The following is a 14,907-nucleotide window of genomic DNA, read 5'->3' on the forward strand; positions in this document are numbered from 1 at the left end:
ATAACACTATAATGCATCTCCTTCCATGTTGTTAAATCGCCTATCACTAACAACATCCATGCTGATACTAACGGTGACCGTTGGCTTGGTTGTTTGGGCAATCTCTGATAGTTATCAACATGAAGAACTCAATGATATTTTTTATGTCAAGTTAAAGGAACGATTCAACGATGAGGTATCCGACCAGCGTATCCGCTTCGACCGCCAGGTAAAGTCCTATTATCCTGCTGTACGGACCTATGCGGCAATGGTCAATATTCGGGATTATCTCGAATCCGTCGACTGGAGTTCACAACAAAACATCGAGATCATCGACCACAAATGGCCCCCTGCATGGTTACCTGGATTATCCATGATGCGGCGTTTTGTGATCCCGCGCTACGCCCTGTTACTGGATAGTTCCAATAAGGTACGCGAGATATACCGTTACAAGAACCCCATGTTAGCGGATGAGCTCATTAATATGGAAGATGATATTCTGAACAGTTCATTTGGTCAGAGTTACATCACGGAGATCAATAATAAACTATATGTCATCGCCTCGGCATTTGTTGGAGAAGAGGATGAAAGCCCCCGACTGCTAATCATATCACCGCTTGATGAGGCTTTTTTACTGGCAACACAAAATGTAGCAGATAAAAAACATATCGCACTACTCGATGATAAAGGCGAAAGGGTACTGGTAAGCAGTAGCCAGGTAAAAATACCCGCAGGTGTCCTGCTGTCCAGTCTAAAAGACGATTATCTGACCACGGTTGCAGGTCACCTGGGGTCGGGATCCTCAGACCTATTAATGCAATTTGCATCCTTCGTATCAACTGAGGACGTACGCCAACAAACCGCAGAGGTATTAAATGCCGATAGGCAAATCAGACTAATCACAGCTATAGCCTATATCCTCGCCTTTGCCAGCATCATGTATTGGGTCACTTCGCGCATTCAACGACTGACAAAAAAGGTGATTGAATTCTCCGGAGATATGGATATCCAGCAACCTGAATCGATAAAAAAAGATGAATTACTGGAGCTGGAGGATCGCTTTGAATTACTGGTCAATGCCATCAAGGCAGAAACCGCAGCACTGGAACATCAGGCGTTACATGACCCACTCACCAATATGCCTAATCGTAAATTACTGAATGATCGTGTGCAACTGGAGTTATTAAAAAGCAAATATAAAAACAGCAGCTTCCTACTTATGGTCAGCGATCTTAATCGATTCAAGGAAGTCAATGACACCCTGGGACATCATATTGGTGACAAGGTGCTCAAACAGGCCTCTGAACGCCTGAAAAACGCCTTGCGAAGAGATGACCTGGTCGCCCGCCTGGGTGGTGATGAATTTGGTATATTACTACCCAACACCAGCATGAGCGCAGCCGACACCAGCGCCCAGAAAATAGTGGATTTATTCAACAAGCCCATTATTGTTGATGGACATAGCCTCAATATCGGCATCAGCATTGGTATTACGGAATACCCCACTCATGGTGAAAACCTTAATATCCTGATGCAACGTGCAGATGTTGCTATGTATAACGCAAAACAAAACGGGCTTGGCTACAGCTTGTACAAATCAGAGGAAGATCAAAACAGTGTTGACCGGCTAGCCTTAATGAATGAGTTCAGGATTGCCCTGGAGAATAATGAATTACAACTGTATTACCAACCCAAAGTGGATGCTAAAACCGGAAAAATAATCAGTGTGGAAGCACTATTACGTTGGAAACATGAGGAACGTGGTTTTATATCACCCGACATATTTATCCCTCTGGCAGAGCAAACCGGACTTATTCTTTCTTTAACCATCTGGGTATTCAACCGTGCATTTAGCGATTGGAATATCTGGAAAAAACAGGGGCATGACATTTCTATTGCAATCAATATGTCAGTCTATTGTCTGCAATCAACCAATCTATCCGGTACTATTGAATCCTTATTAAAGGAATACAATGTCCCTGCATCACACTGCATTCTTGAATTAACTGAAAGCTTGTTTATGAAAAACATTGACCAGGCAAAACATATCCTGAATCAACTGGATCAGTTGGGCGTTGGTTTATCACTTGATGATTTTGGCACCGGATATTCATCACTCGCCTATCTCAAACAATTACCGATGGATGAATTAAAGATTGACCGTTCATTTATCATGGATATGATAAACAATGAAAATGATGCCATCATCGTCAAGGCAACCCTTGATATGGCACATGCGATGGGACTGCGCGTTGTTGCTGAGGGTGTCGAGGATGAAGAAACACTGGAACTATTGATAATACTGGGCTGTGAAATCATTCAGGGTTATTTCTTTTCCAAACCTATTCCCATTGATGAAATGAGCCAGTTATTAGCCACACAAACATTGAAAAGATAGAGTTGTTACATCCATGATCAAGAAAATAAAGACCTCCGATCTAAAAGTTGGTATGTATATCCATGACCTGAATAGTAGCTGGATGGAGCATAGCTTCATTAGTAATCAGTTCAAGATAAAAGCAGATAAAGACATTAAAAAGATGCATTCACATGGTATCAAGAGCGTCTATATTGATACCCAAAAAGGTCTTGATTTCAAACATGCCCCAACGGCTGCAGATACCTTGATGGATGTGCATAAAAAAGCCATCAATGTTGCTGGTATTGAAAAGCCGATCAGCAAACAAACCCGTGTGGGTGAAGAAATCCAGCAGGCACGTAGCATCTACAAGGCCGCCACCAAGGCCATGAACAATATCATGACCGATGCCCGTCTGGGAAAACAGGTGCAGGTTGAACTGGTACAACCCATCGCCGAACAGATGATTGAGTCCGCCTTTCGTAACAAAGATGCACTTATTAGCCTGTCACGCATCAAAAGCAAGGACGAATACACCTTCATGCATTCAGTCAGTGTCGCCGGACTGATGGTCTCCTTTGGCCGCGCCATGGATATGGACAAAAAAGTTATCCATGAGATCGCTGTGGGTGGTTTATTACATGATATCGGCAAGATGAGCATCCCGTTGGAGATCCTCAACAAGCCAGGGAAACACACCCCAAGTGAATGGGAAATAATGAAGTCTCATGTGGTACATAGCCGTGAAATACTGAAACAAACACCGGGTATCAGTCAACAGGCACTGGATGTTGGTGCATTACATCATGAACGCTATGATGGCAGCGGCTACCCGGATGGACTTAAACACGACCAGATATCAGAGATCGGTCAAATGTCGGCAATCGTTGATGTCTATGATGCATTGACCTCGATACGCGTGTACAAGGATGCCTGGGAACCCACTATCACCCTGAAAAAAATGCTGGAGTGGAGTCCTCATCATTTTAACCCCGAACTCATACAACGTTATATTCGTTCGCTGGGTATCTATCCCATCGGCACCCTGGTTGAACTCGAATCCGGACTGGTTGGTGTGGTCATCGAACAAGGTGAAGGTAGCCTGCTACAACCTATGCTGCGTATCTTTTATAATGCCAAAAAGACCAGCTATGTAAAAATCAGGGAGATGGATCTAACCCGTGAGACCTCAGATAGAATTCTGAATGCAGTCTCACCGAGTAAATACGGTATTGATCTGAGCATTTTTTATTAATTCATGTGCAGACAGGAACCCAGCGTCACCTCAATGGTGCGTAATACGCACCCTACCAGCATTCCCTCACCGGTAGGGTGCGCACTGCGCACCAATTCTGTACCGTTATAGTTTTGGTGCGTAATACGCACCCTACCAGTATTCCCTCACCGGTAGGGTGCGCACTGCGCACCAATTCTGTACCGTTATAGTTTTGGTGCGTAATACGCACCCTACCAGCATGCCCACAAAAACAGGAATCCCGCTTGTCAGCCACTCAGGAAAGACTATACTTTCAACAACTGATCCAAACACCAGGAGTTACCAATATGTCCATTTCCGCCGCCACCGCTACCCCCACAAATACCGCACCACAGAGCAACACCCCAACATCAGCTAAACCCAAACTCTCTGCCGCACAGGAGATGAATCAGTATAAACAACAGGCTAATGCCGAATTGCTAGCAGCTACCGAGGCCACTATCAGTGCCGGAAACAAGCCCCTGGCACTCACCTTGCGTGCCGCCATTGACCGTATCAACCAGATACTGGAACCCGAATTCGGCTCCAATGCCATTGAGAGTGCCGCCCAATCCGGTGTTGACTATACGCCCGAGGCGACTGCTGAACGTATTGTCAGTCTCTCCACCGGCTTTTTTGAGGCCTTCAAGGGTCAACACCCTGGTGAAGACCCTAATGGTGTACTGGATCTATTCATGGAACAGATCAGCAAGGGGGTATTACAAGGCTTCTCCGAGGCACGCGGCATCCTGGAAGGACTCAGCGTACTGCAAGGGGATATTGCCAGTAATATCGACAAGACCTTTGAACTGGTACAACAGGGACTGGATGCCTTTGCCCAGGCTAATCGTCAGGGTGGCGAGCAAGATACGGCATAATTTCGTTGGTGCGTGATACGCACCCTACCAATAGACACACCCCAACCCGTAGGGTGCGTACTACGCACCAACCGAACCTAATCAGGCTGATCACCAGTAAAACCGCGCCATCAGCACCACTAAGGCTATCCCGCATAGATTAAACAACAGTCCATAACGCATCATCTGGCGCACCTGAACCACCCCACTACTCATGGCAATCGCATTGGGTGGTGTGGCAATCGGCAGCATGAAGGCATAGCTGGCACAGATGGTTGCCACCAACATCAATAATTGTGGATCCATCCCGGTCTGTAGAGCAACCGCATAAAGAACGGGCAACATGACACTGGCCAGAGCGGTGTTACTGGTAATTTCGGTAAGAAAGGTCACCACCAGTGCAATCAGCAATAACACCACAATCAATGGATAGGCCTGTAATACATGCAACTGATCGGCAATCAGCTGAGCCAGACCCGTCTCGGCAAAGCCCCTGGCAATCGAGAAACCCGCACCAAACAGAAAGATAATCTGTATCGGTATCTTCGCCTTGTCCTTATCCCAATCCAGTATATCTATAAAGGGGAGAAACAGGATGAGCCCGGCACTGAGCAGGATCACTGGTTCACTCATCCCTAACCCTGTATACCAAGGTTGAATGGGCGCATTGATAAATAACAATAGCATCAGACCTGCCAACAGGGAGAGCACCTTGCGTTGATTGCCATCCAGTCGCGGCACCTGTAACGGGGTCTCGATGCGTTCTTCAGCAAGCCCTTTGCTCAAGACAAAACCCACCACTAGAAACATCACCACCGCCACCGGCAACATCATTCCAACCCAGTTGATAAAGGGAATGGCAGGCATACCACTATCGACCATAATCCCCATCAGAATCAGATTAGGTGGTGTACCAATCGGTGTGATAATACCACCAATACTGGCACCATAGGCCACCGCCAATACCAGACGTTGTTTGATCGAGGCGGAGTCTGAGATAAACAGGGCAATAGAGATCATCAACAAGGTGGTCGTGGTATTCGACAGAATTGAGCTCAATAACCCCGAGGTCAGCGCCAGACCAAAGATCACCCCTTGCACCGTAGCAGGAAACACACGTAATACCCGTGCTGCAATCCAGCGATGCAGCCCCGTCTTTTCCACCGCAATCGCTAACAGGAAACCACCCAAAAAGAGAAAAATAATCGGATGGGCATAATTAACCGTCGTCGCCTTTGTCGTCAATATCCCCAGTGCTGGAAATAACACTATGGGCAATAAAGAAACTACTCCCAGGGGCAATGCCTCCGTCGTCCACAATATAACCAGCAAAGCAATACAAGCCAATAAAGCCGCCTGCCCCTGCGTCAACCAGATTGAGAACAGGGTAAAAAAAATCACGCCTGTTAACAGCGCAACAGCAATCTGTAACAGGCGTGATTTCATTGGCAGCGCCACTCCTTAAATGCCATGGTGCGTAGTACGCACCCTACCAACAGACACACACTCCAACCCGTAGGGTGCGCAATGCGCACCAACCATTATACATAACCCTCAATGACGATCAGGCCTCGGTGTATCAACTGTCGATGGCGGCAATATCGGAAATGCAAATGCAGGCTGATCCCCTGTCAAAGTCTTGAGGAAGGCGACGATCTTCGCATTCTCATCTCTCGATAGCTTAAACCCTAATTGGTACTCTGCCATGATATCCACCGCTTCAGCCAGATCCCAGGTGCGTGCATCATGAAAATAAGGGGCTGTCAGTTCAATATTACGCAATAGAGGCACCTTGAACACATACTTATCAGCCTCTTTTTTAGTGACATTATAACGACCCAGAGTCTGGGTATCCGGGTAGGGTTTAACCATACCCAGCTTTTGATAAGAACCGCCGCCAACACCAACGCCATTGTGACAGGCAACACAGCCCTTATCCTTGAACAATTGATAACCGGCTTTCTCCATCGCAGTAATTGCCTTGTCATCACCCTTCAACCACTGATCAAAACGGGCATTAGGCGTAACCAGGGTCTCTTCAAAGGCGGCAATGGCATCGGTCACCTCATTAATAGTAATGCCGGTTTTTTTATACACCACGTTAAATGCAGCGACATATTGCGGAATAGAGGTCAGCACTTTAACCGCATCCGCATGGGTCGAAGCCATCTCACCTGGATTAGCCACCGGACCACCCGCCTGATCTTGTAGATCATGGGCACGACCATCCCAGAACTGAGCCAGGTTATAACGCGCATTAAGCACTGTTGGCGAATTAATAGGCCCCAAATGCCAGCCATGACCAATCGAGCTTGGCAGATTATCGGCACCACCGGTTGCCAGATTATGACAGGAGTTACAACTCAAAAAACCGGATTTTGACAGCCGTGGATCAAAGAATAATTGTTTACCCAAAGCGACCTTAGCCTCATCCATAACCACCGATGCAGGGATCGGCTGAATGGGTTCATTACGTGCTGCAAGTGTCATGTTGGTATACACAGTACATAGTGTGAATAGACCTACGATTAATCTTTTTTTCATTAATAGTTTCCTTAAATTTCATGGTGCGTGGTACGCACCCTACCGAACCAACAGATACACAACCCAACCCATAGGGTGCGTATTACGCACCATTATCCCTTACGCTTGGCGGCAATGCGCAAACGCAAGGCATTCAACTTGATAAAGCCCTCGGCATCCTTCTGATCGTAGGCACCATCATCATCCTCGAAGGTCGCTATACGTTCATCAAACAAAGAGTCTGTATCAGAGCGACGACCCACTACGGCGACATTGCCCTTATACAGTTTCAAACGTACGGTACCATTGACCACCTGCTGGGATTGATCAATCAGTGCCTGTAACATTTCACGTTCAGGACTCCACCAGTAACCGTTATAGATCACACTGGCATAACGTGGCATCAACTCATCTTTCAAGTGCCCCGCCTCACGATCCAGGGTTAAGGACTCCATCGCACGATGGGCACGAATCAGGATAGTACCCGCCGGAGTCTCATAACAACCACGCGACTTCATACCGACATAACGATTCTCAACAATATCCGAACGGCCAATGCCATTCTCACCACCAATACGATTCAGCGTCTCCATCATCACCGCCGGTGTCAGTGCCTCACCATCGAGAGTGACTGCATCACCCTGTGCAAAACCCAGCTCAATATAACGCGCCTTATCCGGTGCCTGTTCCGGTGCCACCGTCCAGCGCCACATATCTTCTTCCGGCTCCGCCCACGGATTCTCCAACAGATCACCTTCATAAGAGATATGCAGCAGATTAGCATCCATCGAATAAGGAGACTTCTTGCCACGCTTCATCTCTACCGGAATATTATGCTCAGCCGCATAAGCCATCAGCGTGTCACGCGAGGTCAAATCCCATTCACGCCAAGGCGCAATAATCTGCACATCCGGTTTCAGCGCATAGGCACCCAGCTCAAAACGAATCTGATCATTACCCTTACCCGTCGCACCATGCGAAACCGCAAAGGCTCCAGTTTCAGTGGCAATCTCAACCAGCCGTTTAGCAATCAACGGACGCGCAATCGAGGTACCTAACAGGTATTCACCTTCATAGATGGCATTGGCACGGAACATCGGAAACACATAATCGCGCGCGAACTCCTCACGCAGATCTTCAATATAAATCTCTTTAACACCCATCGCCTGTGCCTTGGCACGCGCCGGTTCAACCTCTTCACCCTGCCCTATATCCGCAGTAAAGGTCACCACCTCACAATCATGCACATCCTCTAACCACTTGAGAATAACCGAGGTATCCAGACCACCGGAATAAGCTAATACCACCTTCTTTGTTTTTGACATACTCATTACCAATAATTAGTAAATAGGGGTCAGACCCCTACCCCTCATTTTTTAACTGGGGTCTGACCCCCTTTTTTTCCTACTTACGCGAACGCCGCACGCGCGCCAACAACCGCCGCGCCATATCCCCAAACAACTCAGTCTGAGTCGGGTGCGGATGAATTGCATGCGCCACTTGTTCCAGCTTCATCTCTGCCGAGACCATCATCACCGCCTCACCAATCAGCGTATCCGCATGATCCGCCAACATGTGTACACCAATGATCTTCTCTGTCTTCTTGTCGGCCACAATCTTGATCATGCCATGGGTCTCATTCACGATCATCGCCTTGGCATCAATACTCATCGGCACCTTGATCTCAACCGCATCAATACCCTGCTCTTTCGCCTGCGCCATAGAGATACCAACAAAAGCCGCCTCGGGACGGGTAAAGATGACACCACAATCCTTACTCTCGTCATATTTCATATCCTCACCCAGGATAGTTGCCGCAGCCACACGCCCCTGATGACCTGCCGTATGTGCCAGCATCAAACCACCAATAACATCACCAATGGCAAAAACATGAGGGATATTGGTACGACTACGCACATCAGCCGTAATCACACCGTTAGCCGTTTCAACACCCGCCTGATCCAGACCCAGACCTTCCAGCACCGGACGCTTGCCCGTCGCCATAATGACATAATCGGTCTTGATCGAACGACTCTTGCCCTCAGCATCCTTATAGCTCACCTGCATATTACCCGGTTGACCCTTGATGCTACTCACCTGGGTACCTGCCAGCACATTCAGACGTGGATCATCATTCAGGATTGCCGTTAATTGCGCCGCAATCTCGTTTTCCACCTCGGCCAGGATTCTATCCTGCGCCTCAAACAAGGTCACTTTGGCACCAAAGTCCTGGAAGATCTGCGCCATCTCCACACCAATGGCACCACCACCAATCACCACCAGACGTTTGGGAGCCTTATCCAGTGCCCAAACCGTATCCGAGGTCAAGACACCACCACTCTCAACACCGTCATGCGCACCCGGAATAGGTGGCACAAAAGGAGGCGCACCGGTGGCAATCACAGCGCAACCAAAGCTCACTTTTCTACTCTGGCTATTATCACCCGGCACCGCACGCGCATGGGCATCATCCTGATTACCGCCTTGATCAATCGTTGCCTCATGGGCACCACTGAAACGGGCATAGCCCTGAATATAATCAATCTTAACACCCTTATCGGTCTTTAACGCCATACCACCACGGGTCTCTAATACACTGCGACGGGTCTGTTCCAGTTGCGTCCAGTTCAACTTGCTACGATGCGTCCCTTCAACACCCAGACGAGCATCCTCGGCACGATCACGGATACGATCCGCTGCTGCACGCCAGGACTTGGACGGGATACAACCACGCCACAAACACTCACCACCCGGGAATGGCGAATCATTCACCATCGCTACCTTGAGACCATGCGTCACCAGATCACGCGCACAATCCTCACCACCCGGACCACCACCAATCACCAGCACATCATAATCCCAGTCACCCTCGGGAATCGCCTTGCCCACCGGTCCCATCCAGGTCGACGGATCTTCAATCAGACCCTTGACCTCATTCAAATACATCGCCACCTCGGCACCGTTAACGACACGATGATCGGCAGTAATGGTAAACGGACTACCCGCCTCGGTATTCGCCGCAATCGCCAGAATTCCGGCAATACCCGGCGTTACAATGGCATCAAAATGACTGACACCAAACATCCCCATATTGGAGATCATAAAACTCGGGTTGGCATATTCATCCGGCTTCAGACGACGCGCACGCGCACGCCCCACTAGATCACCCCAGGAGGCATGTAACTCGGCCAGAGAGCGGGATTCACAACCATGCAGCACAGGAACGACCAGACCACCATCCGAGGCGGATACCGCCATACCGATGTCCACACTATCACGCTCAACCAGTTTATCCTGTGGCTGATAACACCAGTTCATGCGTGGAAACTTCTGCATCGCCAAGGCACAGGCCTGGGCAATAGCAACGGTGACCGAGACCCCTTGTTCCTTGGCTGCCTTAATCAACTTGTTCAAATGCACATGCGCGGTGACATGGAAGGTTGGCATCGTCACCGAAGAGGCCATGGATTGACTGATTGCCTTCTCCAAGCCGCTCATCGCACGACCATTACCCGCAACGCTGGTCTCAGCCATCGCAGCGCCACCCGCAGCAGGGGCAGCGGCTCGCGCACTGGAGACCTGAACATCCAGGGCAACAATCGCCCCCTCAGGCCCCGTGCCCTGAATCGTCGCCAGATCAATCCCCATCTGACTGGCCAGCTTACGTGCATACGGTGTTGCATTTTTGCCTGCAGGACGCGCAGCCACATCCGTATCGGTTGCCACTGCTACACGGGCAGAAGCCGCTACAGGTGTCGTCGAGGTCTCTACAGCAGGTGTTGCGCTCACGCTAGCCGCATCACTATTAACTTCTTCCGCAGTCGCTACCAAATAGGCCATATCAGCGCCGACCGGGATGGTACTATCAAGCTCAGACATAGGGCCGGACAAGTAGCCCTCGCGGAACACCTCAACGTCCATGATCGCCTTATCGGTTTCAACAGTAGCGACGATATCGCCACGTTCAATCTTATCACCGGGATTTTTTTCCCAACTAACAATAACACCCTCGGTCATCGTATCCGAAAGCTGGGGCATCTTGATTGCATAAGGTTCAGACATAGTTATTCCTGTTCTATTGAGGCGGTAAAACCACCTTATCTTCAAATATTAAAACCTGTTGGTGCGTGGTACGCACCCTACCAAAATAATGTGCACACCCCCCACCGGTAGGGTGCGCATTGCGCACCAAATCCGCTGGTTACAATGCCAACATCTGGCGCACGGCATCAACCACTGATTGTGCATTCGGCAATGCAGCAACTTCCATCGCCCGGTTATACGGGATCGGCACGGTCTCGGCAGAGACTCGCACAGGAGGCGCATCCAGTTCATAAAAACAGGTCTCATTGATGATCGCCATCACCTCGGAGCCGACACCAACGGCAGGTTCAGCCTCTTCCACCACAAGCGCCCGATGGGTCTTGCCCACTGAGGCCTTGATGCCTTCCCGATCCAGTGGACTTAGGGTATACAAATCAACCACCTCAACCTCAATACCGTATTGTTCAGACAAAATCTTCGCCGCATCCAGGCACCAGTGCACCGAGATATTGTAGCCAAACAGCGTAATATCACTACCCTTACGCGCTACCTCGGAGCCTTCCAGTGGATGGAAGAACTCCTCATCCGGCACCTCACCACTCATGTTATACATATATTCATGTTCATTAATGAACACAGGGTCATTACAACGCACCGCAGACTTGAGCATGCCATAGGCCTGACGTGGATTCGATGGTGTTACCACGCGCAAACCGGCAATCCCCATAAAGACCTTTTCCATTCGTGCCGAGTGCTGGGCACCCAACTGATGCGCCACACCACCGGGGGAACGCACCACAATCGGTGCAGTCAACTGGCCACCCGACATATAACGCACCTTGGCGGCCGAGTTAAAGATCTGATCCATTGCTAACCAAGCAAAGTTGACCGACATAATTTCGATAATCGGACGCACACCCAGAAAAGAGGCACCAATACCCAAACCAGTGTATCCATTCTCGGAGATCGGGGTATCCATCACCCGCTCAGGGCCATATTTATCATACAAACCGTTGGTTGCCTTGTAGGTGCCGCCAACCACACCAATATCTTCACCCATCGCAATCACCAGGGGATCATTCGCCATCTCTTCATCGTGGGCACGACGCAGGGCTTCCCAATACATCATCTCAGCCATTAGACTGCACTCCCTTTTACATAAGGATCGTTTTCAGCAAACACATAACGCTCCAGCTCATCGACAAGCGGTTCTACTGCCTGTTCGGCAAAGGGAATAATCTCATCCTCAATTTCATCCAGGATTTCGGTATCCATAGCCTTGTAATCTTCCCGTGTCAACTCACCCGCTTCGATCAGGCGATCACGCAGGATAATCAGTGGGTCACGCTTACCCCACATGGTCTCTTCTTCGGTAGCACGATAGGCATTAGAATCCGACATTGAGTGACCGCGATAACGGTAGGTCATCAATTCAAGAAAATAGGGGCCATTACCCGAACGCACATGATCAACCGCAATCTTTGCCGCCTCAAATACCTTCTCTACATCCTGACCATCGGTACAGGCCGAAGGAATATTATAACCGGCGACCCGTTTATGCTGCTCGACCACAGCAGTCGAACGATCAACACGAGTGCCAATACCATAGAGATTATTCTCACAGACATACAGCACCGGCAGATCCCACAATTTAGCCATATTCAATGACTCATGGAAAGTCCCCTGATTATTCGCGGCCTCACCTAAAAAGCAAATCGCGATCTCATTACCACCCTTCATCTTAATCGCCTTCGCCATACCAGCGGCAAGCGGGAAAGGCCCACCGACCAGAGCATAACCACCCATGAAGTGATGTTCGACATCGAAGATGTGCATAGAACCACCCCGTCCTCGACTACAACCCGCCTCTTTACCAAATAACTCAGCCATCACCTTCTTCGGGTCAGTACCACAAAGAATCGAATGCACATGGTCACGATAACCGGTAATCACATAATCACTACCCGGGTTAGCGGCCTCCAATACCCCATGAGCACAAGCCTCTTCACCCGGATACAAGTGTAAAAAGCCACCGATCTTACGTTCGACATAGGCCTCATAGCAACGTTCTTCAAAGCGTCGTGAAAATAACATTTCACGCAACAAGCGTTTTTTGTCCGCGTTGTTCATGCACCTTCCTTTAAAATAGTTGTTCTCATCTGATGCCAAATAGTGGCATCATCACAGTTTAATCACCCACACACGACATACGCAGCAGGTTAAGCTGCAATATGATCGTTATTTTAGCCGCTAAGGTCAAGGAAAAAAGCATGTTCAAGAGCCTTGAATATTCCCAAAAAGTCAAGATAAATCAAACAAAAACCGCAAAAATCGTGGCGAAAATAGACCGTCTGCAGGGTCTATTAATCGTACTACCCGCCAGCCCCGGTAGCAAGATAATCAATGACCTGCCCTATGCTGATGTCATCAACAAACGCCTGTATCGGCACGACAAGCCATCGAACAATGCCATTGGTCTGACCACCGAGCTACCGAATACCCTCGGCACACACTGTATCGTTACCTTGGTCGATGACTCAATCAGTAGCTTTGATCTACTCACCCTGGCACGCAAAATGGCTACGAGTAGCCTGGATCATAAGGCGAAAACTATCGGCATCCAGACCCTGGGGCTGGATGAGACATTGGCAACCCGTATGGTCGAGGCATTAACTACCGCCTTGCTCAGTGCCAGCTGTCCACTGCCCCATTTCAAGAACAAGGGTGAACAGCCCGAACCCATACAACGTATTGAGATCAGTGCCAATACCCAGGGACTTAACCTCAAACGGCTACGTGCCGAGGTTGAAGGTAATCACCTGACCCGCTGGCTCAGTATCCTGCCACCGAATAAACTCACTCCCAAAATCTATCGCCAACTGATCAGCAAGATGGCAAAACAACAAGGTTGGCAGATGGAGTTTCTCGATCAAGACAAGCTCAAACAACGCAAGGCAGGTGCCTTTCTTGCCGTTGCCCAAGGCAGCAATGAGCGCGATGCTGGTATCGTACACCTGCGCTATCGCCCTACCCGCATGAGTAAATCAAGCAAACCCATCGCCCTGGTTGGCAAAGGAATCTGTTTTGATACCGGCGGTGTCAACCTTAAACCCGCGCGTTACATGCTGGGTATGCACGAGGATATGCAAGGTAGCGCCGTCGCACTGGGTAGCCTGTTGGCACTCACCCGTAGCGGTTTCAACCAGCCCGTCGATTGCTGGCTGGCACTGGCGCAGAATCATATTGGCCCCGCCGCTTATAAACCCAATGATGTGGTTCATGCCAGCAATGGCACCAGTATCGAGATCATCCATACCGATGCCGAAGGACGCATGGTACTAGCCGATACCCTGGCACTCGCCAGCAAACAAAAACCAAGGTTGATTATTGATTATGCCACCCTGACCGGCACCTGTATGCAAGCCCTGGGAAGTAATTACAGTGGTCTATTCAGTAATCGCGAAAGTCTTTATCCAGACCTGATCAAAAACGGCAAAAACTGTGGTGAACGGGTCTGGCCCTTCCCTATGGATAAAGATTACGATTCAGCCCTTGATAGTAAAGTCGCCGATATCAAGCAATGCACCCTCGATGGTGATGCCGATCATATCCTCGCCGCACGTTTTCTCAATCGCTTTATTGCCCACGATACACCCTGGATACACATCGACCTCTCTGCCAGCAATCACAAGGGCGGACTGGCTCACATCCCCAGCGACACCACCGGCTTCGGCGTACGTTACACCCTGCATTTATTGTATAACAAGGAGATCAAATTAATCTGATGCGTCACAGAATCATGGTGCGTAATACGCATATATGGTCTCCTCCCAGTTTGCAAGACATTGTGAACCTTTAACAGTGACAGGATTGCTTCCATATATCCGGCC

General features: G+C 49.2%; 10 protein-coding genes. 4 read left to right on the forward strand and 6 right to left on the reverse strand.

Features of this window, described 5'->3' with window-relative positions:
• The first annotated feature begins 25 nt into the window (after window positions 1-25).
• The 3 genes from GXP22_00510 to GXP22_00520 all read left to right on the forward strand — a co-directional run bounded on the left by GXP22_00510 (window position 26) and on the right by GXP22_00520 (window position 4,471).
• Window positions 26-2,377, forward strand: coding sequence for a bifunctional diguanylate cyclase/phosphodiesterase (locus GXP22_00510; GenBank protein NOX07967.1), 2,352 nt, complete (start codon window positions 26-28; stop codon window positions 2,375-2,377).
• Window positions 2,378-2,390: 13 nt separating this feature from the next.
• Complete coding sequence (locus GXP22_00515) at window positions 2,391-3,593, forward strand: HD-GYP domain-containing protein (protein ID NOX07968.1); 1,203 nt, start codon at window positions 2,391-2,393, stop codon at window positions 3,591-3,593.
• Window positions 3,594-3,901: 308 nt separating this feature from the next.
• On the forward strand, window positions 3,902-4,471 hold the full coding sequence (locus tag GXP22_00520; protein NOX07969.1) for a hypothetical protein: 570 nt from the start codon (window positions 3,902-3,904) through the stop codon (window positions 4,469-4,471).
• Between the two features lie 90 nt (window positions 4,472-4,561).
• Here the strand turns inward: GXP22_00520 and GXP22_00525 are convergent, their stop codons facing one another.
• The 6 genes from GXP22_00525 to pdhA all read right to left on the reverse strand — a co-directional run bounded on the left by GXP22_00525 (window position 4,562) and on the right by pdhA (window position 13,147).
• Window positions 4,562-5,896, reverse strand: a complete 1,335-nt coding sequence (locus tag GXP22_00525) for an SLC13/DASS family transporter (GenBank protein ID NOX07970.1) — start codon at window positions 5,894-5,896, stop codon at window positions 4,562-4,564.
• Between the two features lie 108 nt (window positions 5,897-6,004).
• The gene (locus GXP22_00530; GenBank protein NOX07971.1) at window positions 6,005-6,940 is read right to left on the reverse strand and encodes a cytochrome-c peroxidase; all 936 of its coding nucleotides are present in this window, start codon (window positions 6,938-6,940) and stop codon (window positions 6,005-6,007) included.
• A gap of 146 nt (window positions 6,941-7,086) precedes the next feature.
• On the reverse strand, window positions 7,087-8,298 hold the full coding sequence (locus tag GXP22_00535; protein NOX07972.1) for an argininosuccinate synthase: 1,212 nt from the start codon (window positions 8,296-8,298) through the stop codon (window positions 7,087-7,089).
• A gap of 79 nt (window positions 8,299-8,377) precedes the next feature.
• Window positions 8,378-11,035, reverse strand: coding sequence for an FAD-dependent oxidoreductase (locus GXP22_00540; protein NOX07973.1), 2,658 nt, complete (start codon window positions 11,033-11,035; stop codon window positions 8,378-8,380).
• Window positions 11,036-11,174: 139 nt separating this feature from the next.
• A complete protein-coding gene (locus GXP22_00545; GenBank protein NOX07974.1) occupies window positions 11,175-12,155 on the reverse strand; it encodes an alpha-ketoacid dehydrogenase subunit beta in 981 nt (326 codons plus the stop codon).
• Window positions 12,155-13,147: a pyruvate dehydrogenase (acetyl-transferring) E1 component subunit alpha gene (gene pdhA, locus GXP22_00550; protein ID NOX07975.1), complete on the reverse strand. Its 993-nt coding sequence runs from the start codon at window positions 13,145-13,147 to the stop codon at window positions 12,155-12,157. Before pdhA ends, GXP22_00545 begins: the two co-directional genes overlap by 1 nt.
• 140 nt (window positions 13,148-13,287) lie before the next feature.
• Between pdhA and GXP22_00555 the strand changes: the two genes are divergently transcribed.
• Window positions 13,288-14,802 carry a leucyl aminopeptidase family protein gene (locus tag GXP22_00555; protein ID NOX07976.1) on the forward strand — a complete coding sequence of 505 codons (1,515 nt, stop codon included), beginning with the start codon at window positions 13,288-13,290 and terminating at the stop codon, window positions 14,800-14,802.
• Window positions 14,803-14,907: the final 105 nt, after the last annotated feature.

The sequence above is a fragment of the Gammaproteobacteria bacterium genome (assembly GCA_013151035.1).
Lineage (GTDB): Bacteria > Pseudomonadota > Gammaproteobacteria > JAADJB01 > JAADJB01 > JAADJB01.

Excerpts from the sequence above, each read along its gene's own strand:
- GXP22_00510 (NOX07967.1), top strand. The coding sequence starts at position 26 with ATGTTGTTAAATCGCCTATCACTAACAACATCCATGCTGATACTAACG.
- GXP22_00515 (NOX07968.1), top strand. The coding sequence starts at position 2,391 with ATGATCAAGAAAATAAAGACCTCCGATCTAAAAGTTGGTATGTATATC.
- GXP22_00520 (NOX07969.1), top strand. The coding sequence starts at position 3,902 with ATGTCCATTTCCGCCGCCACCGCTACCCCCACAAATACCGCACCACAG.
- GXP22_00525 (NOX07970.1), bottom strand. The coding sequence starts at position 5,896 with ATGAAATCACGCCTGTTACAGATTGCTGTTGCGCTGTTAACAGGCGTG.
- GXP22_00530 (NOX07971.1), bottom strand. The coding sequence starts at position 6,940 with ATGACACTTGCAGCACGTAATGAACCCATTCAGCCGATCCCTGCATCG.
- GXP22_00535 (NOX07972.1), bottom strand. The coding sequence starts at position 8,298 with ATGTCAAAAACAAAGAAGGTGGTATTAGCTTATTCCGGTGGTCTGGAT.
- GXP22_00540 (NOX07973.1), bottom strand. The coding sequence starts at position 11,035 with ATGTCTGAACCTTATGCAATCAAGATGCCCCAGCTTTCGGATACGATG.
- GXP22_00545 (NOX07974.1), bottom strand. The coding sequence starts at position 12,155 with ATGGCTGAGATGATGTATTGGGAAGCCCTGCGTCGTGCCCACGATGAA.
- pdhA (NOX07975.1), bottom strand. The coding sequence starts at position 13,147 with ATGAACAACGCGGACAAAAAACGCTTGTTGCGTGAAATGTTATTTTCA.
- GXP22_00555 (NOX07976.1), top strand. The coding sequence starts at position 13,288 with ATGTTCAAGAGCCTTGAATATTCCCAAAAAGTCAAGATAAATCAAACA.